Genomic DNA, 24,864 nt, shown 5'->3' with positions numbered 1-24,864 from the left:
CACGCTATAAGCCTCATTCATGTCGATCTCAAAACCGCTGGACGACATTCCGGAGCGGTCCGTGCCATCTCCCCCGGTCGCGGCCGTCCATATGTGCGTCGTTGCCGGCCCGCAGGGCGCGCGCGAGGATCCCTATTACTGGCTGCGCGACGATACCCGCAGTGATCCACGGGTCTTGGCGCATCTGGAGGCGGAAACCGCCTATGCGCAGTCCATGCTGGCGCCATGCCAACCGCTGATGGATGCGCTGTACCAGGAGATGATCGGGCGCATGCAGCAGGACGATACCAGCGTTCCGGTTCGTTATCGCGGCTTCTGGTATTCGCAACGCTTGGTTACCGGCGGAGAATATCCCCTGATCGTGCGGCGTCCGGATCTGCCGGATGCTGTCGAAAGTGTCCTGCTGGACTGCAATCTGCTGGCGCAGGCCCATGCTTTTTTTCAGCTGGGCGGCTATGACGTGAGTCCCGATGGCCGGTTGCTGGCCTATACGCAGGATGTCGTCGGAAGGCGTCAGTTCAGCATGCATATCAAGGATCTCGTCACCGGCGAACTTCTGCCGGACGCGATCGAGAACGTCGAGCCCGGTTGCGCATGGACAGATGACAACCGCCGTTTTCTGTATGTCGAGAAAGACCCCGTCACCTTGCGAGGACGGTGTGTGCGTGCGCATCTATTGGGCACGCCGCAGTCGGCGGACCCGATCGTATACGAGGAGCTGGACGCGAGCTTCGATTTGACCGTGGAGCGCAGTAAGTCGGAGGTCTACCTATTCATCGGAGCGGAAAGCACGAGCTGTTCCGAATGGAGATATGCACGCTCCGATGACACTTTGCTGAGGTTTGAAGTGATCGTTCCGCGTATCGCTGATCACGAATACGAGGTCGAACATCTGGGGCAGCGCTTCGTGATACGAACGAATCTCGACGCGCAGAATTTCCGTATCGTCGAAGCACCGGTGCACGGGGCGGGCGACACCTCGCGCTGGCGCGATCTGGTGGCTCACGATCCCCGCGTGTTCATTCACGACTATGATGTCTTTCGAAATTTTCTTGCCGTCGGTGAGCGCTCCGATGGATTGCGCCGGATTCGAGTACAGACCTGGAACGGATCGGTTTCCGATCATCTGGCGGCGGATGATCCGGCCTATGTGATGTGGCTGGGGACGAATCTCGAGCTGGATACGGATCGGCTGCGCTATGTTTATTCGTCCTTGACGACGCCGACGACGGTCTACGAACTGGATGTCTCCAGCAGGGAGCGCACGCTGCTCAAACGCGATGCCGTGCTGGGTGATTTTGCCCCGACGAACTATGCCAGCGAATTCATATGGGTCCCAGCGCGCGATGGCGAACGCATTCCTGTATCGCTCGTTTACCGTAAAGGAATGCCGCTGGATGGCTCGGCGCCGTTGTACCTGTATGGTTACGGAGCCTATGGATTGTCCATGGATCCGGTCTTCGACGCCTCACGTCTGTCACTGCTCGATCGCGGCTTCGTGTATGCGATCGCACATGTGCGTGGCGGCCAGGAATTGGGGCGGCGCTGGTACGAGGCGGGGAGATTGCAGCACAAGTGGAACACCTTCCACGATTTCATCGATGTGACCGATGGCCTGGTGGAGCACGGTTACGGTGCGCACGACAAGGTATTCGCCGTCGGCGGCAGCGCCGGTGGTTTGCTCATAGGCGTCCTTGCCAATGTCGCCGCGCATCGATATGCCGGCCTGATTGCGCATGTGCCTTTCGTTGATGTCGTTACGACCATGCTCGATAAAAGCATTCCGCTCACGACGCTCGAGTATGAGGAGTGGGGTAATCCCAATGAACGAACATCATATGAATATATGCTTTCGTACTCGCCTTACGATAATGTTCGCGCACAGCAATATCCACCCATGCTGGTCACGACGGGCCTGTGGGACAGCCAGGTCCAGTATTTCGAACCCGTCAAATGGGTGGCAAGGCTGCGGGCACAAGCTGTCGGCAAGCCGTTGTTTCTGCTGCACGTCGATCTGACGACGGGGCACGGAGGTAAATCAGGCCGCTTTGCACATTTGTACGAAGTGGCGCGCGAGTATGCCTTTATTCTGCATCAAGCGAATGATTCGAATGCCATTACCTTGAGGGACAGCTCGCCTGAGCGCGCCGCTGCCATTGCGGGTGAATCGACATGATGTCTTCCAGCTATATCCTGCTCGCCGATGACAATGCCACGGACGCTGAATTGACGATTCGTGCCCTGCAGATCGGTCAGGTTGCGCAGCCTGTCGTCTGGGTTCAGGATGGTGAAGCGGCACTGGACTATATGTTCCGCAATGGCGCCTATGCACAGCGGTCACCCGGCAACCCGTGTCTGATGCTGCTCGATCTGCACATGCCCAAGATCGATGGGCTGGATGTGCTTGCGCAGATCAAGGCCGATCCCAAGGTGCGTTCGACTCCGATCGTGATCATGTCCTCCTCGGATCAGGAAACAGACGTACTGCGCAGCTATGAACTGCATGCCAACAGCTATATCGTGAAACCGGTCGACTTTCGCAAGTTCACAGAACAGGTGTCGAAGCTGGGTCAATACTGGACCAACGTCAATCGGATCGGGAACGGGTGACTCCCGGCGAAAGCCGCTGGCAACGGTACGAATCGGACGAGCCTTGCGAGCATGATCAAGCCGGCGCACCAGGATGTGTGCGCTGCGTCTCTTTTTGCAGGCGGCAACGCCGTTGCGATCGTGCCAAATCAGCCTTCCAACGGCATACTCCAAGACCTTTCCGGGACGTGCGCATGGGCGCAATTATGAGCAGCCGGCGCGATCGACGCGGTGGCGGGAGACAAGGCATGAGTGTCATCCTGATTGCATTCGAGCGCGAGTCGGAGCAGAGCGCGATCGAGCAGTTACTGTCCAGTCGTGGCCATCGGGTCATGAAGTCGGCGAACGGCCTGGTCGCCTGGGATACCGCAAGGCGCGAGCCTCCGCATGCCATCATTTCCGATATCGTGTTGCCGCGTATGGACGGCTTTGCGCTGTGCCGCAAGTGGAAACAGGATGAGCGGCTGCAGTCTGTACCATTCCTATTCTATACGCGCCGTCATGACGATCCGAAGTATGAACGCTTCGCCCTGGAACTGGGTGCTGAGCGGTTTCTGGCCCGCTCGGCGCAGCCGGAGTCCTTACTGGCAGCGCTGGATGAAGTATTGGGCGCGGTGGCTGCGGCAAACGACGGATCGGCGTCCCCGGCATCCTCCGGCACGACAGTGCCTTCCCAGACGTCGACTCAGGCAACAACTCAGATAGCGGCCCAGGGGGCGGCTCAGGGCGCGGATCGAACGGCGTTGATCGATACGACCTCTCTGCAGCGTATCGCCGCTCTGGAGGCTGCGTTGAATGAGGCACAGCGAGCTCATGCCGAGGCGCGGAATACCCATGCCGAGGCTCTCGAAGCCATGCGGCGCGACCATGCGCGGGTGCTGGAGAATACCGGGCGTATGCATGCTGAAGCCCTGGCGGAGATGCAGCAGGCGCATGCCAGCATGCAAGCGCAGATGGCTGGGCTGAAAACGGAAAATCAGCGTTTGCGCGAGCGGGATACAACTGGTCGCGTCGCTCAATTGCGACAGACAGCGGTGATCGATCTACTGAGAGGTTCCACGAGCGCCGATGAGGCTACGATTCTTCGATATGCCCTGGAGCAGACCGCCGCCGTGATAAACAGTCCGCTGGCCTGGCTACACTTCGTCGATCATGCGAAGAACCCTTGCCTGGCGGGCTGGTTCGATACCGCTCAACGGCAGGCGGTGCTGGTGAGTCCTGCGCCGCGTTCGATTCAGCCGGGTGAATTCCTGGAAGCGTGCATCAAAGGCCGGCAGGCCGTTGCCGGCAGCGATGCTCAACCGAAGGCCCAGCAGGACGGACTGCCGGCACTAGGGCGATATCTAGCGGTGCCCGCCGTGGTGAACGATGAAGTCGTGGCGGTGCTTGGGGTGGCCAACCGGGATGCCGACTATGCTCAGGATGATCAGCAGGGATTGCTCATGCTCGCGGACAGCTTGCTGCGCATCATTCAGATGAAGCGCGCACAATCACAGGCACTCAAATCGTTCCAGCGCGCCGACGTTGCGCTGCAGGGCATGATCGACTCCTTTGTGCGTGTCGGCGAACACCACGACCCCTACACCGCAGGTTCGGCACGGCGCCTGGCCGCGCTGGCGGTGGCAATCGGGCGTGAAGCCGGCCTGGATGGCGAGCGTCAGCACGCATTACGAGTTGCAGCGATGCTGCACGACATCGGCAACATCGCTGTGCCGGCCTCCATTCTTTCCAAGCCGGCGCCATTGACGGAAACCGAACTGGCCCTGATGCGTACCCATGTCGATGAGGGTTGCCAGCTCCTGGCAGATATCGATTTTGGCGCGCCTATCGCCGATATCATTTATCAAAGTCATGAGCGCTATGATGGCAGCGGCTATCCACGAGGTCTCAAGGCGACGGATATCCTGCTGGAAGCGCGTATCCTCGCGATTGCCGATACGGTCGAGGCAATGTGCTCATCCCGGTCGTACCGCCCTGCCGCCGACATGGCCGCGGCCATCGAAGAGATCAGACGTGGAGCAGGGCGACTGTATGACCCCTATTTGGCGGAGGCCTGCATCCGCCTGATCGATCAGCACGGATATAAGCTGCCGGAATAAATCCGGTAGACAGGATCTCTTGGCGCATCACGCGGCGGAACACCGCGCGATGCCTTGATCGGCTGATTCCTGCCTCCTTCCCCAGCGCCTCACGGCATCCTCAGCGGCTCCATTCCGCGGCCTGCCACATTCTGTATTCACGCTGCAGCCGTACTCCTCGTCCGCTCCCTGCCTGCTCAGTCGTCGGGCGCAGGCGCCGCGGCGTCTCGAGACGATGTCTGCATGCGTCATCCGATTGGCGCACTTACGTGAAATGAGACGGGTGCTGCACTGAGCTGTCGTCGCCCTACGACAATTGCAAACACATATTTGGTGATGTCTACTCGATGCCGCTACGCAAGGGCAGAACCGCTGAAAGGCGGTGACGCAAAGCCTCCGGTCCGAACGCGCGAGGGCGCAGGATAGCGGGGTTGCCGGTAGGAATCTCCATGCGAGTCTCTATCGTCATCCTTTGATCTTCCTCCTTTGCATGTTCCTTCCCCAGGCGCGAACGATAGCGGCGTGCAATGCGGTGCGTTGCGCGAGCAAAGATACGGAAACAGGAGCAGCAAACATTGGTTACGGGCAAACCCGTCGAAAGACGGGGACGCAAAGCTTCCGGTCTACGGGATTCCATCCTACGACAGCGGGGTTGCCGCATGAACCACGTCGCCATTAGCGACCGGAGATCATGTGTTGACCGGCGCCTCGCAGGCACACGTTGCGTACCTGCGGCGTCTCGCCGCTCCAACGGCGCATACCTGCGGCGCTTGCTCATTGCCCCACCTCGAATTTATCGCTCGCAATCATTTTGTGGCCTCGGGCGCAATACGACGCAAAGGTGCAAGGTATGAGCAGTGTTACGATTCTCAACAAATGCGCAACGCTGTTGCTGGCCGCGCTGGTTTTGAGCGGGTGCGGAGGTGGAGGTGGAGGTGGAGATTCCCAGGATCCGGCGGCGGGCACTGTGCCGCCGGCATCGCAACTGGTGGAGTCGACTCTCATCGAAAACAGTCCGCCGGAGATCGCGGGCACGCCGCCTGCAGCGGTGCAGGCAGGCGAGGTGTACTCGTTCATGCCCGTGGCCAGCGATGCCGACGGCGATTTTCTCGAGTTTACCGTGACCAACAAGCCTGCCTGGGCGCAGTTCAGCGTCGAGACGGGGCGGCTGACCGGTACACCCGACGACGCCAGTGTAGGTGAGACGGAGGATATCGTCATTTCCGTGACCGACGGGCGAGATACACGCTCCGTCGGTCCGTTCAAGATCCGTATCCATTCTCGCAATCTGCCGCCGTCGCCTGCTGTGAATGCGGCACCGGTGATTTCGGGTGTGCCGAGCGGTTCGGTTCTGGTGAACCAGGCCTACCTGTTCCAGCCCGTCGCGACGGATGCGGACGGTGACCGGTTGTCGTTCTCCATTTCCAACCGTCCTTCCTGGGCCAGCTTCAGCACCAGCACCGGCCGGCTCAGCGGCACGCCTGGTGTGAACCGGGCTGGACGCTATGCCAATATCACGATCAGCGTAAGCGACGGCAAAGCCGGCACAGCCTTGGCGCCATTTTCCATCGAAGTGCGATCCGACAATCGCGCCCCGACGATCAGCGGCACCCCTGCGGCAGCGGTTCAAGCAGGGCAGGCCTATTCATTCCAACCGTCCGCCAACGATCCTGACGGTGATACGCTGACCTACTCGATATCGAACCGTCCGAGCTGGGCTGCTTTCAGCAGCAGCACCGGCCGGCTTAGCGGCACGCCCTCGGCCGGCGAGGTCGGCAACTATGCGAACATCGTTATCGGCGTGAGCGACGGGCGTGCCTCGGCGATGCTGAGCGCCTTTTCCATCGTCGTCCAGGAGAAGCCCAATGCGGCGCCGAAGATCAGCGGCACGCCGCCCGGCAGCATCGATGTCGGAGCGGCCTACTCGTTCGTTCCCAGCGCCAGTGATGCCGATAAAGATACGCTGGGCTTCTCGATCCAGAACAAGCCTGTCTGGGCAAATTTCGATACGGCAACCGGTCGGCTCAGTGGTTCGCCGGCCGATAGCCATGTAGGCGCTACGACGGGTATCGTCATCAGTGTAAGCGACGGTCGTGCAACGGCATCGCTGCCGGCGTTCTCGATCACGGTGAAGGCCGTGGAAAACAAGGCACCGATCATCAGCGGTACGCCGGCGACGAGCGTGAATGCAGGGGTGGCCTATAGCTTCCGGCCGACAGCTTCCGATCCGGAAGGTGATAATCTGACATACAGTATCAAGAGACTGCCGGCCTGGGCGTCGTTCAATACGAATACCGGCCGCTTGTCGGGCACTCCGGCCGAGAGCGACGCAGGCAGTTACGCGAACATCGTCATCTCTGTCAGCGATGGCAAGAATACGACGAGCCTGCCGGCTTTCATGATTACGGTCGTCAAGTCCTCGACCGGTGTTGCGACGGTGCAATGGACGCCTCCGACGGAAAATTCCGACGGTACTCCATTGACAGATTTGGCAGGATTTCGCGTCAAGTACGGCAAGTCGGCCTCTACTCTGGATCAGACGGCCGATATAGAAAATCCGGGCGTGGCCACCTACGTGGTGGAGGATCTCACTTCAGGTACTTGGTATTTCGCAGTGCTGGCGTATACCAGCAGCGGTATAGAAAGCGGTTTGTCCAACATCGCCAGCAAGACCATACCTTAGATATTCTTCGGAGACAGTTCCTCGGCTTGCGGATCGGGAACGAATCGTTCCCGATCCGGTACAGCGCTGAGGCTGGATATTTGCAGGGTTACTCCACCGGCCCCGGCAGCTCCTGGTGTATTCTGGCTGCGACCTGTACACCGGAGCTTCATGCCGATGAATCGGACTTCGAGAGTCTGTCTGGGCCCATCGTTCGTGGTGCCGACATACCTGGGATGGAATCGGGCCTGTTCCTCAGGATGGTTCAGGATATTATCGTTGCGGGCGGTCCGCAGGGGAGTATCGGGATTGCCGGGCAAGGGTTTGCTGGCGGCAGGTCTTCTTGGTGGATTGCTGTTTCTCCAGACCGGCTCCATGGCTGCGGCAGTGGCGCGCCCGGCGAAGATGGATCCCGCGGCGTCCGGTACAGCAAAGAAGGTACATATCTATTTCAGCGAAACGACGCTGAAGAACGGATTGCGCGTACAACTCGCCGAAGATCACGGCGCTCCGGTGATTGCTCTGAACATCGCCTACGACGTCGGCTCACGTAACGAGCGCAAGGGACTGACCGGATTTGCGCATCTGTTCGAGCACTTGATGTTCAAGGGCTCGAAAAATGTCGGCGACGGCGAGCATTTCTACCAGATTTTCTCGAACGGCGGCTCGATGAACGGGACGACTGGCGCCGATATCACACTGTATTTCGCCACGTTGCCGGCAAACCAGCTGGAATTGGCGCTGTTTCTGGAAGCCGATCGCATGCGTTCTCTCGATCTGACGCAGGAGAAGCTCGACAATCAGCGCCATGCGGTCCAGGAAGAACGCCGTCTACGCGTGGATAACCAGCCTTATGGCCGCGCCGACGAATACTTCGGAGAACTGTTCTACGACAACTTCGCCTATAAGCATTCGACGATAGGGTCCATGGAGGATCTCAATGCGGCGAGCCTCGAGGATGCAGCCGACTTTTTTCAAACCTACTACGCACCGAACAATGGAGTGCTCAGCCTGGTCGGCGACTTTGATTCGACACAGGCCCTGAAGCTCATCCGCAAGTATTTCGAAAGCATTCCTCGGCAGCCGGCCCCGCCCGCGGTCGAGTTGAAAGAGCCGCTGCAGACGGCGGAACGCCGTGACACCGTGACGGATCCTCTCGCCCGATTGACGCAGATCCAGATCGCCTACAAGCTGCCGGCCGGCAACACGGCGGATCTGCCTGCCTTGCAGGTGCTTTCCTCGATCCTGCAGGGAGGGCAAAGTTCCCGGCTTTACCAGAGCTTGAACAAGGACCGGGAACTGGTCGTCGACATCGGCGGCTTTGTCGATGAGCGCATCGGTCCCGGCGGACTCTACATAGGCGCCACCCTGCGCCCGGACAGCAAGCCTGCCGATGTGGAGAGCGCCATCTATACACAAATCGATCTGTTGATGAAGGCTCCGGTGGCTGCATGGGAATTGCAGAAGGCCAAGAACACCACTCGTCTCGTCTTCCTGCAAAGTATCCGCAGTGTGCAGGCACGTGCCACTTTGCTGGGTAGCTACACAGTCAAATTCGGTGACCCTGACCTGATCAATACCCGTCTGGACCAGTTCGATACTGTCACGGATGACGATGTGCAGCGCGTGGCGCGGCGTTACTTGCAGGCGCGCAATCGCACCGTTGTCGTTACCAGCCCCATACCGGCCGGCGGCTCGGCGGCTGCGGCACTCGAACAACCTGGCGCCTGAGATGATGAATCCTGATCGGAGGGGCGAAATGCCCCAAGATTGACGTCAACCTGATGAAAGACCGGCTCAATCGAACATCTTCGTCAAAATGGCGAAGCTCAGGTGACAAAAGACTCTCGGACCGTAAGAGACTGAAGGAATGATCCGGATGAGGTGCGTAATCCCGTTTTTACTCGGCGGCAGCCTGCTGATGCCCCTCCTGGCGCATACCCAGGTGCCGGGGACGCAAGTGGCTGAAAGAGCGACGGAGTCGATCAGGGGCGTCGAACTGAAAGGCAGAGTGCCCGTGAATCCGCAACTCCTGCACGTGAGTTTGCCCACGCCCCAGGAAGCCGTACTGTCCAATGGCTTGCAAGTGTTCTTGCTGGAAGATCACAAGCTCCCGGCGTTTTCCCTGCAATTTTCCATTCACGGAGGTGGACTGGCCGATCCGCCGGGACGGTACGGAGTGGCAATGATGACTGCGGCGATGCTTCAGGAAGGCACTCAGCAGCATGACAGCCGCGAAATCGCAAAAAAATTCGCGACCTTGGGTGCGAGCTTCGGTGCTGCAGCCACTCCATCGTCGATGGAAACCATCATTAATGTCACGGGATTGAGCGAGAACGCCGCTGCCATTCTCGCCTTGGCGGCAGATGTCGTCCGCAATCCTACGTTTCCTGCGGATGAATTGGAGAAATTCAGGGCGCGCTATCTGTCCAGGTTGCAGCATCTGCGCTCATTGCCTGGATTCCAGGCCCGTGAAGCGTTCATGGGCGCGGTCTATGGCGAACATCCTGGCCGCTATGTCACGCCGCCCGAGTCAGTGCTGCGTGCCGTGACGCGGGAGGAACTGGCCGGCTATCACGATGCCTACTACCGGCCCAATAATGTAATTCTGGTGGTTCATGGCGACTTGACGCTCGAGGAACTGATCATGCGACTGGAGAAGGCCTTTGGTGCATGGCAGAAGGCGGAAAGTCCGCCAGTCTCATTGCCGGACTTGTCGCCGCCCGGGAAGCCCGGTGTCGTGCTGATCGATCGGCCAGGATCGGTACAGACATCGTTGTGGGTGGGCTCGCTGGGCATCCGACGTGATGGCAAGGACTATTTTCCGTTGTTGGTAATGAATCATATTCTCGGCGGTGGCCCGGCGTCGCGACTGTTTCTGAACCTGCGCGAAGACAAGGGTTATACCTATGGCGTGTCGAGTTTGTTCACGGGTACGAACTTTCCGGGGGTCGTTGCCGCGATCACCGATGTGCGCAGCGAGGTCACCGCCGCAGCGATACAGGAGTTGATGTCCGAGATTCAGCGCATAGTGGCGGAACCGGTATCGGTGCAGGAGTTGTCGAGTGCGAAACGTGCTTTGATCGGCGGCTTCGCCTTGTCGCTGGATGCGCCGCGCGCCTTGATCACCAATGTGTTGACCCAAAAGAGCTATGGTTTCCCGGAAAACTACTGGGACACCTTTCCGCAGCAGGTAGAGGCGATTACGGCGGACGACATACAGCGTGTCGCCGGCAAATACTACGATGCCGAACGTCTGCAGCTCATCGCGGTGGGCGATGGTGCCGCATTGCGCGGTATCCTTGCCAAGTACGGCGAGGTGCAAGCTATATCGGGTCAGTAAGCCAAGTTTCCGGCTGGGCTGTCCCGCTCATGGTCCGTGTCTGTCATGAATTCCGAAGGTACGGCGGACACGGACCATGAGCGGGACAGCAGCATTCGACGTCTCGATAGACGGCCGGATTACCGTCATGTCTGGCTCATCATCTGGGGATTTCCAGATCGTCACGAATTTCCAGATCGCCGATGGACTCTCCTTGAATTTGTAGCAATGGTTCCAGCAAGCGAGGCTCCGGAGTCGTGTTCGGCCGCAGCAACGCTTCGGCATCGATCGCAGACGTTTCGTACTCGTCCTCGGCTTGCGCCGGAACGGGCGCCGTCGGGAAAGTTCGATGTGTAAGGCTTCGAGGCGTCGTTGCCGCTCCCATGCTGCGCGACAGGGTGAGCAGACGTGTGTGCAGTTCATCGAGACCAGGATATTGCGGCCGGATGTCCTGTATCCCCATTAGAGCCGCAGCCGCTCGTGGCGCATCGCGTGCCTTAAGGGCCTCCTCGAAGCGTATTTCCATCGCGACGGCGATGCGATCGATGCCGGCCAGTGCCGCAGGCTGATCGCCCTGTAGAGCAAGTACCTCCCGGAAGTATTGCAGCGCATTGTCGCCGCGCGGCTCGATCAGTCGTCCGGTCGCGTAGGCGATATTCGCCCGTCCAAGCTGGTGCGCGATCTGCTCCTCTACGCTCGGTACTTGCACGGAGGAGTGCTCCGTCATGAGCGGCTGCGGATCGCGCAATTGCAAGATGAGGTATACGACGAGTGCGGTCAATACGACCGCGATAGTGAATGTGAGGCCGCGTAGATCACGGCGTGCCGCGATCGTGCGTACCGTGGTGAGTGCGATGGGTTCGATGTTGTGCAATTCATGGCAACGGCGCGTCGCGGCAGACAGGAACAGCTGAGCTCGTGTCGGCGACACCGGTTTGTGAAGAAAGCGATATACCTCGCCCCCGCTGATGAGCGCGCCAACCGTACTCTCTTTTTCGCGCCGGCCCGTCGCCATCATCACCAGCTCAGGGAACTGTGCGTGTAGCCGTTCCAGCAGTACCGCCGCATCCTCCGGTAGGGCATCCAGATCGACGATCAGGATATTGCAGCGGCCCCCGACGAGATAGTCCACGGCAGCATCGGCCGATAGCGCCTGCCATAGTGCGTGCTTGGAGCTCGAGGCCTCGCGCAGGGTCGCCAGCAGACCGGAGTCTGTTGTCAGCAGGACGATATCCAGAGTTTGTGCTGGAACTCTTTCGCCGGCTTGCGGCGCAGCGAAAATAAAATCTTGCCGTGTGCCTTGCACCGCCTTCTCTACCCACTCATTCCAGGCAAACAACCAACTGCGCCGAGTGGCTGCGCCAGTTGATCGGAATGACGAACGAACGCACGTTGTCCGGGGTCAGTACCTTGTCCGGTTCGCCGGTTACGACTGTGGGCACCGAGATCATGAAATCCTTACCGAAGTCGCGGCGCGCGTTGCCGGAAATCGTGTTTGCGACTTCACCGACCAGGTCGCACATATTGTCCTGGGTAAGTTCCGTCTCACCCATGCGCATCAGCATGACTGTCAGCATCGGCCGTGAGGCGGTGAAATACACCACGCCGCGGCGTTTACCGGCAATGCTGATCATGCCGGTAAATTCCTGGACGGCTGGATGGCCATCCTGAACGATATAGGGCGAACCGACCGAGGCGGGTTGATTGGCCGCTTTCTCGAAATAATTCGTTGTGCCTTCGACGAAGGTTTCCAATTCGACTTTAGTCATCATTGCCGGCGCCTCTCAGCAGCTCTTGCAGCGCCTCCGTCAATTGGCGATCCGTGAACGGTTTGCACAGGAAGCCGTTGGCGCCCTTTTTGAGGGCCTCGATCGCAGTTGCCTTATCGGCCAGAGCCGAGATCACCAGAATCAGGACATCCGGTTTCATTTGCACGAGATTCTCGACGCACTCGATGCCGTCCATTTCCGGCATCGTGAGATCCATCGTGACGACGTCCGCGGGTTCCTTGCGGAAGGCTTCCACCGCCTGTCTGCCGTTCGCCGCGGTGGCGATCACCTGCAGTCGGTCGATTTGCAGCTCACGTTCGATCTTGCGGCGAATGATATTGGAATCATCGCAAATCATGAGCTTGAGCCTGCCATTTGCCGGTGCCCCGCCTTTTACGGATGCAAGCGCCATTCCAGCCCCTCTTTCCTGTCTATCATGAACACTTCAGACGGCACATATGCGCCTATCTCAGGCGGCGGCCGCGCGCGTGCAGGCGGGGAGCCAGATCTTGAACTTGGAAAACTTGCCTCCCGCCGATGCCAAGCCGACGCGGCCACCGTGCTCGGCGACCAGAACTCGCACCAGATCCATGCCCGCGCCGCGCCCCGCGTCGGCCGTGACACGATCCGCCGTCGAAAAGCCGGGGCGAAAAATCAACGCCATGGTCTGGCGTGGGTCCAGCATTGCTCCTTGGGCCGCAGTGATCAGGCCGCGTTCGATGGCGACCTCCTTGATGCGCGGCAGTTGCAGGCCGCGGCCGTCGTCCTGGACGATGAGTTCATAGCCGTCAGTATCGCGGGAGACGAACTCCACGCCCAATGTGCCGGCCGGCGGTTTGTTGGCCTTGGTGCGCTCGGCAGGTTCTTCGATGCCATGTACGACGGCGTTGCGTACCAGCTGGATCGTAATGTCCTTGACGGCGCGCTGATAGGCCTGCGGTACGTCCTGCAGTCCGCTGCAGCGAATTTGAACCTGCTTGCATTGGCTATTGGCGACTCGCTCTGTCAGAGCCACGAGCGTACGATCGAGCGCAGCAGGCGGTTCGTCGTCTTCATGCGGTGCGGGTGCGGGTGCAGGCGTGTGCACCGCCGATTCATGTTCACCGGACAGCCAGCGATCGACTTTCTCTGCACCCGCCGATTCGGGTTCCCGCCGATTGGCTATTGCCTGATGCAGATCCAGTAGTCTACTGAGCATCTCGCGGACTTGCGCAAGATGATTGAACAGGTCATCGAGCTTGATCACTAGCGGCAGGAAGTCGCTGCCGGACAGCGCCTGGCGCTCCTTGAGATCGTTGAGCGCCTCCTCGAACGTGTGAGCGCGTTGTTCGACGGTCTTGAGGCCCAGGGCGGATGCTTCGCCCTTGACGGCATGCACCTGGCGATAGATGCCGTCGATCTTGGCGCGAAATGCGGTTTCCTCGCGGGCGGGTTCCTTGAGAATGGAGTTGACCATCTTCAGCGACACTTCCGCGTCGTTCAGGAATCCCGTCAGGCTGTCGGGTTCCACGTGCAGAATACGCAGCAGCAGATCGAGTTGCGCCTGGGCTTTTTCCTGCGATTCCTGCAGTTCGCGCGACAACATCACCCGCTTGGTGACGTCGTTCACGGTTACCAGCAGATGCGACAGTGAGCCTGCGGATTTCACGCGATTGAAGTCGAACTCGAGGAAGTGGGTATCGTATCCGCCGGCAGGGTTGTCAAAGTGCACTTCCACTTCGCTGAGGGGATTGATGGTCTTGACCAATTTTTCGTTGACTCGATCGCCCCACAGCAAGGATACATAGTCCACCGCGGTCCTGAGTGTCTTTTCCGGAACGATTTCCTTGAGCAGTTCTTCAAAGGAGATACCCTGAAATTCCTCACGCCGAAAAATGGTGTTCAGCGCCATCGAGCGTTCGCTGCCGAGTTTGAGGTCCTTGTCCAGCAGGAACAACCCTTCATTCACGGTGCGCATGATATCGGCGGTCTCCTTGCGCGCACGCTCCGCAACGGTTTCCTCCTTATGCATGTTGCGGGCGAAATAGAAAAAGATTGCACCGAGCATGAACAGGGCGGCCGCCATACCGCCCGCCTGGATCAGGCGCAAGACTGCCGTTTGGCGGGCATCCTGTGCCGTCACCTGTCCGGCAAGTTCGGCAAAAATTCTCGCCAGTTGCGCGTGCGAACTTTCGCCATACTGATTCAAGTCGGTCAGTGCTTCTTGCAGGCGCCGCCCGCGTGGGCTGAGAACGACGCTGCGCCCGTGGTCGTTCGAGACCGCTTCCTGTTGGGCTGGATAGGGTGAGCCGGAGAAACGCAGAATGGGTTCGAGCTTGGCTGTATAAGCGGTCCAGATTTTCATGCCGTCCGCCAGCAGACTGGCGGCTTGCTCGTCGGCCAGCACCGGCAGGGCGATCGTGCGGCCTCCGGCCAGGTTGATGCGGCCTCCGTCGGCCAGGCCGGTGAGTGCATCATTATAAGATTTCGCAGCTGTGCGCAGCGACTCCAGTGCCTCGTCGATGGGTTCGCCCATGTTCAAAGTGGCCGTCAGCAGCACGCCCGCATCGAAGACGATGCGCGGCTGTGTCTGATGTTCGGCCAGGAATCCGGCCGCTACGACATTGTCCGGCAATTGGCCCAGCCTGCCGTGGTTGATCGCCAGAATGACGGCGATGAAAACAAGGAAGCCGGTGATCGCGAACACGATTCCCTTGTAACGTCCCAGGTCCAGAATGCCCATGAATCTTCCCCTCGTTTCGCAGGCCGCGGCCAAGCCGCTCCCATGCCCAAGACCGGTGTTCGCCATTCAGCGGCCTTTCAAATGGGTCGCCGCGCCATTTTGCATATATGACAATAAGATCTCCGTATAAGCTTGAACCTATTCGCGCTTTTGAAGCCGGCGGACCGTGCGCCGGTTCATACTTTTACGCATTGCGGGCACAAAACCCCTCGAAAAGCAGAATGGAGCGTTTTAGTTCCGCAACGGCATCCGTAAGCGATTCATAGCGTCAGACTGTGACCTGGCTGCGACATCCGGATCATGTTTTGCTCCAGGGCCTTGCTGGAAATTGAAATTTCCGGTCACTCGACGGCGGTATTTTGTGGTGTTTTTACATACTGTCTTTTGGGGCGTCCGGGTCATTTGTGGTGGCTTGCCCGATGGTTTTCGACAGCCTCGACAAGCTGTCCGGCGCCGCTCATGATGAGGAGCGGAACGGACTTCGTCGGCGGTACGAGTTCATGAGCCAGACAATAACATTCGAATCTCATGTGTCCGACACGCAGCGCGGCGCGCTCGAATCCTTGATGTTCTTCAACCGGTGCCAGCAGCGTGTGAGCACCTGTATCGCGGATGCTATCGAAAGATTCGGTGCGCCGGAGATCGTCGCCGATCGTAACCGGTTGCGTATCGGCATGCACAATATGCGCGATGTGCAATCGCTCTTTGCGGTTGATCATACGGGTCGGCCGATCGGTGTGGCGGTCTACGCATGGCAGGACATCGGACATGTCATCGTCATGCATCTTAGTATCGCCGCGGAATTCGCCAGCGGCGGCTCACGGGCCGGTGAACAGCTGTTGCTGCGACTGATGCGGGAAGTGCGCCGCTCGACCCGCCGAATCAAGGGTGTACGGCGCTTGGAACTCTATTATGCGACGGGGCGTGCGGCTGCAGAACGTTGGCGATTTTCCGCGAAGGCAGCCATCTGATCTTCAGCAGTGGATTTCGCAAACAGCGGTATCAATCCGCGTGGGCCAGGCGCCTGATGATGTAGCCGCCTGATTTTTGATCGGATTCCAGCGACAGGAGCTTGCGGTGCTCGGCTTCTTCGAGCAGGTCACCGAAACTGCGGAAGCCGTAATAACTTTCGTTGAAGCCGGGATTTCTGCGCTTGAGCGTCTGTTTCACCATCGATCCCCAGATTTTCTCGTCCTGATCACGCTCCTCGGCGAGCGCTTCGATCGTGTCCACCACCAGGTCGAACGCCTGCTGTTTGCGATCTTCCTCGTGCTGCTCGACCTTCGGTCTCTCTTTGGCGGCATCGGGCGCCGTCTTGGCCGCCGCCGGCTTGCGCCTGGCGCGCTGCTTCTTTTTCTCCTCCTGGCGCACCAGGTCGTCGTAATAAATGAACTCGTCGCAATTGGCCATCAACAGATCCGAGGTCGAACTTTTCACGCCCACGCCGATGACCGTCTTGTTATTCTCCCGTAGTTTGCTGACCAGCGGCGAGAAATCCGAATCGCCGCTGATGATCACGAATGTATCCACGTGCGACTTGGTATAGCACAGATCCAGCGCATCCACGACCAGGCGGATATCAGCAGAATTCTTGCCCGACATGCGTACATGGGGAATTTCGATCAATTCGAAAGCGGCCTCATGCATCGGCCCTTTGAATTCCTTGTAGCGATCCCAGTCGCAATACGCTTTTTTCACGACAATGCTGCCCTTGAGCAGCAGACGTTCAAGTACCCGGGCAATATCGAATTTCGCATACTTTGCATCGCGTACGCCCAGGGCGATATTTTCGAAATCGCAGAACAAGGCCATGCTGACTATAGCGTGAGCCATCAAAGCCATCCTTTGCGCTTGAAGAGCGCGTATGTAATGCCCATCGACGCAACCATCAAGCCGATGGAAAAAGCAAAGTTGCCGTACTCTCCGGGCAGATCGGGCAACAGATTGAAGTTCATGCCGTAGATACTGGCAATCAATGTCGGCGGCAAGAAAAGAACTGCGGCAACCGAGAATATCTTGATGATGTTGTTCTGCTCCACACTGATGAGCCCCAGCGTCGCCTCGAGCAGAAAGGATACCTTGCCGCCCAGAAACGTCGCGTGATCCGACAGAGAAATCACGTCACGACTGATGGAACGAAAACGATCGCGCAATTCGCCTCTGATACCGGAATTTCCGGATTGTTGCACGAACATGAGCAGCCGTCCCAGGCTGACCAGGCTTTCCCTGGCCTTCGAATTGAGTTCGCCACTGAACCCGATATTTTCGATCATGGCGCGCAGGTTGCGGCTGTTGGGCGTGCGGTTGCCGTTGCGCGCGAAGATGCTGCCGGACAGAGTGTCCAGATCCAGACCGACACGTTCCAGCAGGTCGGCAATGCGCTCCGTGAACGCCTCCATGATTCCGGCCAGGATTGCCAGCGGACTTTGGCAGGCGGCAGGATGCCTCTGCGCGTAGGCGATGAATTGCTGAAAGGACTTGGTGTCGAGATATCGGCTGGTGACCAGATGCTGTCCCACCAGGATGAAGGTCACGGCGACACTGACTGGACGATCGGTATCGAGTCGCGCAGCGATAGTGGCGGTCATGTAGAGCGCCCCATTATCTTCGTACAGCCGGTTGGAAGCCTCGATCTCCTTCATTTCCTCACGTGTGGGCACCTTGATGCCGAAGGCGGACTCGACCAGGCGCTCTTCCTCCGGTGTTCCTTCGAGCAGATCGACCCAGATGGCGTTGGGCTGAATCGATGCGAGCTTTTCCGGCTCCACGCGCGCAAGCCCGTGCGCCTGTGCGACGAAGACACTCAGCATGGCCTTACCTTCAGCATCGGCGAGCCGGTGAGGGCCGGATCCAGGGCGTACCGGGAGATTGTCCGGGTTCAGCCGCCGTGTTCGTGCGCCGCCAGTTCGTCGAGCAGTTGAAACAGCTGCTGTTCATTACCGGCGCCGGAAACGTCGGTGGTGTACTTGCCATTCACGACGAACATGGGCACGGATTGCACTCGATAACGCCGATTCAGCAGGTCGGCGCGCTGCAGCTTGGATTCCACCGCGAAGGATGAAAATGTTTTGTTGAATTCTTCGGCGCTGATGCCGTGACGCTGGAACAACTCGCTGATCTGCTCGGTTGAATTCAGTGGATTTGCACGGACATGTATTTCGCGGAAGATCTGGGTATGCATTTCCTCGAGTTTGCCAAGCGCCTCGGCGGTATAGAACAACCGAGCATGCAGGCGCGTCATGTCGTTCCACATGGCCGGCAGGCGCAAGAACTGGACATAGGGCGCCTTGTCATTACCGCGCCATGATTCGATGCCCGGATCGAGCGCGAAGCAGTGTCCGCAGCCGTACCAGAACACTTCGATGACTTCGATCTGGCCTGGATTCACGCTTGTCGGCTGTGCCGGCACCAGTTTCTGATAATTTCTTCCTTCCTTGAAGCGCGCTGAGACGGGGGGAGCGGGTGCCCGGGCGGTAAGCCGCACCGACGGCTGTACCGAGGCGGGCTTTAGTTCCGTAGGCGGCGCAGCTTCCGTCACGCCGGCGGCCTGGGTATCGATGGCTTCGTCAGGGGCCGCAGTTGTTTCGGCGGAAATCTCGCCTGCCTCCCGGGTGGCCGCTGCAGCCGTCTCGTTCTGCACGGTGGCGACAGGCTCGGTGGCGACGGCCTCGACGGCCGGTTCGCCCGGTGCGGGTGCCGCCTGTTTGCCGCAGGCGGAAAAGGCGGCCAGCGCAAAGAGTGCAGCCAGGAGGAACGGCGCCTTGAGGTGGAACTTGTTCATGCAGGAGTACCTTTCGGAATAGGGCACATTACCTGTGGACGGCCGCTTCCAGGAGCTCCCCGGACCATCCAGAGACGGCGCCGGCATGCAGCATCAGCGCAGGCCCTGGACGTAGGAGGCCACGGCGGCAATCTGCTCGTCCGACAGTGAACTTGCGATGTCGCGCATCATCCGGTTCGGATCCGTCTGGCGGGCACCGGAGCGATAAGCCTTGAGCTGGATCTCGATGTAGGCCGCATGCTGTCCTTGCAGAGCGGGGTACAGCGCCATCGGATTGCCTTTGCCGCCGGGACCGTGACAGGCGGCGCAGGCGGCGATGCCGGCGTCCGCGTCTCCGCCGCGGTACAGGCGCTGCCCGAGATCGACCTGGTCGGGATCGGCTTCCAGTCCTACCCGTTTCTGTGCGGCAAAATAGGCTGCCAGATCGGCCATGTCCTGGTCACTCAGGGGTATGACCATGGGACTCATCAAAGGATCCTGGCGCTCGCCGGACTTGAAGTGCTGCAGTTGGCGCAGGATGTATTCGGGGTGCTGCCCGGCAAGAGATGGCCAGTCGGGATTGGCGATGCTGTTGCCATCCATCCCATGGCAAGCAGAACAGGTGATGGACAGAGCCTGGCCGTTTTCGGCATTCCCCTCGGCCAGTGCGGCGGCGGTGCCTAAACCCAGCGGCAGAGCCAGGCCAAAAATCGCAACGATCGACGCAAGCTTCATTGATTCATTCTCCAAGGTCCACGTATTCGGGGCCTGCTCCCCGCCCAGCCGGATCATCCGGTTTGCGTGCCGACAGCCCCGTCCGGGTGCCGGCGTGGCTTGCAGCAAGCGCAAAGGCGCGGAATTGTACACGCGAAGCCGGCCTCTGACGAAACCCGGTGCGCCGTTTCGGCTTGAGCTCTGCTACGCTCGGATCCCATGGCCCGATTCCCCGCTCCCACATTCCTGACCAGCGCCTGGCAGCCGCGGCAATTTCCGCCCGATGAAGGAACGGAGGTCGCATTCGCGGGCCGTTCCAACGCGGGCAAATCCAGCGCCTTGAATGTGATCGCCGGACGCCGGGACCTGGCCCGCACCAGCAAGACACCGGGGCGCACCCAGTTGATCAATTTTTTCGGACTGGAGGACGGCCGAAGACGCCTGGCCGACCTTCCCGGCTACGGCTACGCCAAGGTTCCGGAACAAATGCGTCGGCATTGGCAGGAACTGCTGACGCGCTACGTCGAAGCCCGCAGTTCGCTGGTCGGCCTGGTCATCGTCATGGATGTGCGCCGGCCGATGACGGACTTCGATTGTCGGATGATCGAATGGGCACGGGCGCATTCCCTGTCTGTCCATCTGCTGATTACCAAGGCGGACAAGCTCAGCCGAGGGGCGGGTCTGAGCGTCCTGAAAGATGTCAGGGCGCAGGTAGGTGAAACGGCTTCCGCGCAGCTGTTTTCGGCAGTGAACAGGATAGGTGTGGACGAGGCGCGCCACGCCGTGCTGGCCATGCTGGCCGGAAAACGGGGCGGAGGCTCGGCTGAGCCCAGTGAATGAGCCCGGTGAAACAGAATCTTGAACATGAAAAAAACCCGGTGGCCATGCGGCCACCGGGACAGTATCACCCGGCATGGGGATGGACCGGGCTAGTCGCCTGCTCAGGGAGGTCAGCAGGCGAAAGCGTCCTGGCCGACGCTCAATAGTTCAGACGTTCCTGGTGCGCCAAAGTTCCGCGAATAGAAGCTGAAGACATGAAGAAAATTTCATGTTTTCAGTCGCTTATCTCAGATGTTTATATGCGACGCATCAAGCTGTCGAAAACACCTTCGTACAGGCTTTAGGGATATAATAGTTGTTTGAAAGCAACATTTCAGGCCGTGGTAAATCCCCTACAGACCCGCGCGGTGACGGCAAGTGGATATCGAGTGAATATCTTGAGATATTTGCCGTAGTCGATTCGAGGGAGATTTGCATGTCGAATCCCTGGTCCGTGCTGACCGCAGCTCAGTGCCGTGCGGGTCGAGCGTTGATCGAATGGTCGGCCGAACAGTTGTCGCAGGCGTCCGGCATCGGCTTGCGGACGATCGTCGACTTCGAAGCCCGGTTTCACGGGCCGGACAGTGACACCAGAAGCCGGATACGAACCGCACTGGAAGAAGCCGGGGTGGTGTTCATTGCCGAAAACGGCGGCGGAGCCGGAGTCAGACTGAAGTTCAATCGTCGGGAAGTTCAGGCGATCAATCGCTGGGAGGGGGAGGGCGGCACGGTCGGCGAGGACGATCTGTCATAGGGTATTTGACATTGCCGCCGGAAGACTCAGTGCGCCTGGTCCCAGTTTGCTCCCTGGCCGACGTCGACCTTCAGCGGTACTTTCAGCTGCGCCGCACCCGACATGAGCTCGCGCGCGTGTGCAATCAGTTCCTCGGCGAGATCGAGGCGCACTTCGAAGACCAGTTCGTCATGTACCTGCATGAGCAAGCGAGCCTCCAGGCGTGAATCGTTCAACCAGCGATCCACATCGATCATGGCTCGCTTGATGATATCGGCGGCCGTGCCTTGCATGGGTGCATTGATGGCGGCTCGCTCGGCGCCCTGGCGAACGGCGCTGTTCCTGGAGCGGATTTCGTTGAGATACAGGCGGCGGCCCCACACGGTTTCGACATAGCCGCGTTCACGGGCGATCTGGCGGGTTTCGTCCATGTAGCGGCGCACGCCAGGATAGCGTTGAAAATACAGCTCCACATAGCGCTGCGCCTGGCCGCGATCGATGCCCAGGCGGCTGGCGAGGCCAAAGGCCGACATGCCGTAGATCAGGCCGAAGTTGATGGCTTTCGCCGAGCGGCGCTGCGCGCCGGTCACATCCTCGAGCGGCGTGCCGAAGATTTCCGCAGCAGTCGCTTGATGAATGTCGCGATCCTGCGCGAAGGCATCCAGCAGGCCGGCATCGGCGGATAGATGCGCCATGATGCGCAATTCGATCTGTGAATAATCGGCCGCTACGATACACCAGCCTGGACGTGCGACGAATGCCTGCCGGATGCGTCGTCCCTCCGGGGTGCGAATCGGGATGTTTTGCAGGTTCGGATCGCTCGAGGAGAGTCGCCCGGTGGCGGCGACGGCCTGGTGATAGCTGGTATGCACACGCCCGGTGACTGGATCGATTTGCTGGGGCAGCTTATCGATATAAGTGGACTTGAGCTTTGCAAAGCCGCGAAACTCCAGGATCAGGCGCGGCAAGGCGTAGTCGGCGGCGAGTTCTTCCAGGACGTCCTCGGCAGTGGACGGCTGGCCGGTCGGCGTCTTGCGCATGACCGGCAGTCCGAGTTTGCCGAACAGTATCTCCTGCAGCTGTTTCGGCGATTCCAGCGTGAACGGGCCGCCGGCAGCTGCGTGTGCCTGCGATTCCAGCTCGCGCAGGCGTTGCGTGATTTCCACGCCCTGGCGGCGCAGCAGTTCGCCATCGATCAATACTCCCGTCCGTTCCATGCGCAACAGCACCGGCACCAGCGGCTGCTCGATCTGTTCGTAGAGCGATTGCAGCGCCGGCACGCTCTGGATCTTCGGCCATAAAGTCTGGTGCAGCTGCAGCGTGACGTCGGCATCCTCGGCCGCATAGGTGGATGCCACGTCGACCGCGACCTGATTGAAGGGAATCTGCTTCGCGCCTTTTCCGGCCACCTCCTCGTAGCGTATCGTGTCCATGTCCAGATACTTGCGGGCGACGGAGTCCATGTCGTGCCGGGTCGCGGTGCTGTTCCAGACATAGGATTCCAGCATGGAGTCGTAGCGCATGCCGCGCAATTCCACGCCGGCATGCAGCAGTACGTGGGCGTCGTACTTGAGATGATGGCCGAGTTTTGCTGGGCGCTCGCTTTCCAGGATGGGCCGCAGGACATCCAGTACCTGGGCGAGCGACAGCTGCTCCGGCGCACCGGCATAATCGTGTGCGATGGGCACGTATGCCGCGATTCCCGGCTCGATGCTGAAGGACAGGCCGACGATCCGCGCCTGCATGTAGTTGATGGAAGTCGTTTCGGTGTCGAATGCCATGAGCTCCGCATCGGCAAATTTGGCAGCCCAGCGCTGCAGCGAGACCAGCGAAGTGACCGTCTCATAATCGCGGGTCCGAGCAGACTGCGGCGGCGCGGCTGCGGCTGCCCGAACCGCTGCCGTGGATCCCGGTGCTGCGCTTGCCGGTGCCGACTGGCGACGCGCCGAATCCAGCGCCTGGGTGCCGGCCGTCTCCGTGGCAAGCTGCCGCAGGAAAGTGCGCAGTTCCAGCCGCGTATAGAGTTTGTGCAACTGCTCATTGTCGGCAGGGCCGCGCACCAGCGTGTCGGGAGCGTTGCTCAAGGCAACATCACAATCGAGGGTGGCTAGCCGGCGTGATAGATCGAGGATGGGCAGGCTGGCGCGCAGACTTTCGCCGACCTTGCCGGGGATGTGCGCGGCGTTTTCGATGATTTTGTCCAGAGTGCCGAATTCGTTCAGCCACTTGGCGGCCGTTTTCGGACCGACTTTCGGCACACCGGGAATATTGTCGGACGTGTCCCCTACCAGGGCCAGGTAATCGACGATCTGCTCGGGAAACACGTCGAATTTGGCTTTGACGCCGGCGCGATCCAGGCGCGAGCCGGTCATCGTATTCACCAGGGTGATGCGTTCGTTTACAAGTTGTGCGATATCCTTGTCACCGGTGGAGATCAGCACATCGATGCCGCCTTCCGCAGCCTGGCGTGCCAGCGTACCGATCACGTCGTCGGCTTCCACGCCATCGACGCGCAGCAGCGGCAGGCCCATGGCCCGCACGCAATCAAGCAGCGGCTGCAGTTGGGTCCGCAACTCATCGGGCATCGGCGGACGCTGTGCCTTGTAGGCATCGAACAGATTGTCGCGGAATGTACGGCCGGGGGCATCGAACACGATCGCGATGAAGTCCGGTGTCTCCTCCTTGCATAGCTTCTGCAACATGTTGAGCACGCCGAGCACGGCGCCCGTGGGTTCGCCGCGGGAATTCGCCAGGGGCGGCAATGCATGAAAGGCCCGGTACAGATATCCGGAGCCGTCGACGAGGACGAGCTTGCGGGGAGAGTTCACGAGCATTGTTGGTTCAAACGTCGGGCCGCGCCGATCCCGGTATCCGCTCGCCGTCCTGTTCGGACCGGGGCATCGGTGGTATCAATGCAGGTTCCTCCGCGGGCATCGGCACCATGGTTTGATCTCGGCCCTCGGGCAGGTAGAGCGGACCCTTGAGTCCGCAGCCGGCGAGCAGCAGCGCCAGGACGCCAGGGAACGCTGCGGCAACGAGTGCACACAGTGATCGGCTTTGCCCGTGCCGCAGCCGACGAGCGTGTCTATGGGACATGTTCTTGTGTCCTTCCCGAAAGTGAATTTCGTCTATCGTCGGCGTCCCGACCTGTGGGTGCGAGAGACTGTACGAACAGGGTGATGCGGGAGATGCATATCAGGCGGTCGCCTTCATCGACAATACGAATTTCCCAGACCTGGCTGCTGCGACCGAGGTGGAGGGGCCGGGCGGTGCCCGTTACGTAGCCGCTGGACACGCTGCGTACGTGATTGGCGTTGATCTCCTGGCCGAGGCAGCGGTATTTCGTCGGATCGACGACCAGCATGGAGCCGATGCTGCCCAGCGTCTCGGCCAGCACGACCGAGGCGCCGCCGTGCAGCATGCCGAGGGGTTGATGGACGCGCTCGTCGACCGGCATGCGGGCACGCACGTAATCCGCGCCGATTTCGGTGAGCTCGATCCCGAGATGCCGCTGCAAGCCGCTGGCGGCCGGAATTTCCTCGAGGGTGTAGGGCTTGAACCAGAGGGACATGGCGGAGGGTCTCCTGATCGATGAGTCCACGCACGGCGTCTATGATGCTGGAGTCGATGCCAGGGCGATGCCAGGGCCTCGTACTGCGGGTCCTATACCGGCCTGGCGGCCGCGGCAAGCCGCCG

The 24,864-nt window shown here is 59.9% G+C and carries 20 protein-coding genes and 2 riboswitches; of the genes, 9 read left to right on the top strand and 11 right to left on the bottom strand.

The window, feature by feature from the left end; translation table 11 throughout:
- Positions 1–19 precede the first annotated feature (19 nt).
- The 6 genes from ACG33_RS14260 (at position 20) to ACG33_RS14230 (ending at position 10,672) form a co-directional block, all read left to right on the top strand.
- The gene (locus ACG33_RS14260; protein ID WP_083536997.1) at positions 20–2,176 is read left to right on the top strand and encodes a S9 family peptidase; all 2,157 of its coding nucleotides are present in this window, start codon (positions 20–22) and stop codon (positions 2,174–2,176) included.
- Entirely contained in the window at positions 2,173–2,610 is a 438-nt protein-coding gene (locus tag ACG33_RS14255) for a response regulator (protein ID WP_066922178.1), read from the top strand. The genes ACG33_RS14260 and ACG33_RS14255 overlap by 4 nt, the downstream gene beginning before the upstream one ends.
- A 227-nt stretch (positions 2,611–2,837) precedes the next feature.
- The gene (locus ACG33_RS14250) at positions 2,838–4,688 is read left to right on the top strand and encodes an HD domain-containing phosphohydrolase (RefSeq protein WP_066922176.1); all 1,851 of its coding nucleotides are present in this window, start codon (positions 2,838–2,840) and stop codon (positions 4,686–4,688) included.
- A 331-nt stretch (positions 4,689–5,019) separates the two neighbouring features.
- A riboswitch (cyclic di-GMP riboswitch) is annotated at positions 5,020–5,106 on the top strand.
- A 135-nt stretch (positions 5,107–5,241) separates the two neighbouring features.
- Positions 5,242–5,327: riboswitch (cyclic di-GMP riboswitch) on the top strand.
- Positions 5,328–5,517: 190 nt separating this feature from the next.
- Entirely contained in the window at positions 5,518–7,350 is a 1,833-nt protein-coding gene (locus ACG33_RS14245) for a putative Ig domain-containing protein (RefSeq protein WP_157071813.1), read from the top strand.
- Between the two features lie 258 nt (positions 7,351–7,608).
- Positions 7,609–9,060 carry a M16 family metallopeptidase gene (locus ACG33_RS14235; RefSeq protein ID WP_168160110.1) on the top strand — a complete coding sequence of 484 codons (1,452 nt, stop codon included), beginning with the start codon at positions 7,609–7,611 and terminating at the stop codon, positions 9,058–9,060.
- Between the two features lie 148 nt (positions 9,061–9,208).
- A complete protein-coding gene (locus tag ACG33_RS14230) occupies positions 9,209–10,672 on the top strand; it encodes a M16 family metallopeptidase (RefSeq protein WP_168160109.1) in 1,464 nt (487 codons plus the stop codon).
- A gap of 139 nt (positions 10,673–10,811) precedes the next feature.
- Here ACG33_RS14230 and ACG33_RS14225 read toward each other — a convergent pair whose 3' ends face one another.
- From ACG33_RS14225 to ACG33_RS14210, 4 genes are read right to left on the bottom strand one after another with little or no spacing between them, the layout of a single operon-like run.
- Positions 10,812–11,957, bottom strand: a complete 1,146-nt coding sequence (locus ACG33_RS14225; RefSeq protein WP_210399099.1) for a response regulator — start codon at positions 11,955–11,957, stop codon at positions 10,812–10,814.
- Between the two features lie 16 nt (positions 11,958–11,973).
- Complete coding sequence (locus tag ACG33_RS14220; RefSeq protein ID WP_083536988.1) at positions 11,974–12,423, bottom strand: chemotaxis protein CheX; 450 nt, start codon at positions 12,421–12,423, stop codon at positions 11,974–11,976.
- Complete coding sequence (locus tag ACG33_RS14215; protein ID WP_066922162.1) at positions 12,413–12,832, bottom strand: response regulator transcription factor; 420 nt, start codon at positions 12,830–12,832, stop codon at positions 12,413–12,415. Before ACG33_RS14215 ends, ACG33_RS14220 begins: the two co-directional genes overlap by 11 nt.
- A 57-nt stretch (positions 12,833–12,889) precedes the next feature.
- Positions 12,890–15,142 (bottom strand): ATP-binding protein, encoded by a 2,253-nt coding sequence (locus ACG33_RS14210; protein ID WP_066922160.1) that lies wholly within the window; start codon positions 15,140–15,142, stop codon positions 12,890–12,892.
- Positions 15,143–15,642: 500 nt separating this feature from the next.
- Between ACG33_RS14210 and ACG33_RS14205 the strand changes: the two genes are divergently transcribed.
- On the top strand, positions 15,643–16,113 hold the full coding sequence (locus tag ACG33_RS14205) for a hypothetical protein (RefSeq protein ID WP_210399098.1): 471 nt from the start codon (positions 15,643–15,645) through the stop codon (positions 16,111–16,113).
- Between the two features lie 31 nt (positions 16,114–16,144).
- Here ACG33_RS14205 and ACG33_RS14200 read toward each other — a convergent pair whose 3' ends face one another.
- From ACG33_RS14200 to ACG33_RS14185, 4 genes are all read right to left on the bottom strand, one after another.
- Positions 16,145–16,975, bottom strand: a complete 831-nt coding sequence (locus tag ACG33_RS14200; RefSeq protein WP_066923497.1) for an NYN domain-containing protein — start codon at positions 16,973–16,975, stop codon at positions 16,145–16,147.
- Positions 16,975–17,952, bottom strand: a complete 978-nt coding sequence (locus tag ACG33_RS14195; RefSeq protein WP_066922156.1) for a magnesium transporter CorA family protein — start codon at positions 17,950–17,952, stop codon at positions 16,975–16,977. Before ACG33_RS14195 ends, ACG33_RS14200 begins: the two co-directional genes overlap by 1 nt.
- Positions 17,953–18,020: 68 nt before the next feature.
- Positions 18,021–18,923 (bottom strand): thiol:disulfide interchange protein DsbA/DsbL, encoded by a 903-nt coding sequence (locus ACG33_RS14190; RefSeq protein ID WP_066922154.1) that lies wholly within the window; start codon positions 18,921–18,923, stop codon positions 18,021–18,023.
- 93 nt (positions 18,924–19,016) lie between these two features.
- Complete coding sequence (locus ACG33_RS14185; protein WP_066922152.1) at positions 19,017–19,637, bottom strand: c-type cytochrome; 621 nt, start codon at positions 19,635–19,637, stop codon at positions 19,017–19,019.
- 198 nt (positions 19,638–19,835) lie between these two features.
- On the opposite strand from ACG33_RS14185, the gene yihA reads away from it, so the two are divergent.
- A complete protein-coding gene (gene yihA, locus ACG33_RS14180; protein ID WP_066922151.1) occupies positions 19,836–20,456 on the top strand; it encodes a ribosome biogenesis GTP-binding protein YihA/YsxC in 621 nt (206 codons plus the stop codon).
- Between the two features lie 415 nt (positions 20,457–20,871).
- Positions 20,872–21,189 (top strand): helix-turn-helix domain-containing protein, encoded by a 318-nt coding sequence (locus ACG33_RS14175; RefSeq protein WP_066922149.1) that lies wholly within the window; start codon positions 20,872–20,874, stop codon positions 21,187–21,189.
- 26 nt (positions 21,190–21,215) lie between these two features.
- Here ACG33_RS14175 and polA read toward each other — a convergent pair whose 3' ends face one another.
- The 3 genes from polA to ACG33_RS14165 are packed head-to-tail and all read right to left on the bottom strand — an operon-like array spanning position 21,216 to position 24,739.
- A complete protein-coding gene (gene polA, locus ACG33_RS14170; RefSeq protein ID WP_066922147.1) occupies positions 21,216–24,002 on the bottom strand; it encodes a DNA polymerase I in 2,787 nt (928 codons plus the stop codon).
- A gap of 7 nt (positions 24,003–24,009) precedes the next feature.
- Positions 24,010–24,264, bottom strand: a complete 255-nt coding sequence (gene lptM / locus ACG33_RS16275; RefSeq protein WP_157071812.1) for an LPS translocon maturation chaperone LptM — start codon at positions 24,262–24,264, stop codon at positions 24,010–24,012.
- The gene (locus tag ACG33_RS14165) at positions 24,254–24,739 is read right to left on the bottom strand and encodes a hotdog fold thioesterase (protein WP_083536981.1); all 486 of its coding nucleotides are present in this window, start codon (positions 24,737–24,739) and stop codon (positions 24,254–24,256) included. Before ACG33_RS14165 ends, lptM begins: the two co-directional genes overlap by 11 nt.
- Positions 24,740–24,864: the final 125 nt, after the last annotated feature.

The sequence above is a fragment of the Steroidobacter denitrificans genome, from assembly GCF_001579945.1.
GTDB classification, from domain to species: domain Bacteria; phylum Pseudomonadota; class Gammaproteobacteria; order Steroidobacterales; family Steroidobacteraceae; genus Steroidobacter; species Steroidobacter denitrificans.
The sequence above is the reverse complement of the archived record's forward strand: the minus strand, read 5'-3'. Positions and strand labels throughout refer to the sequence as shown.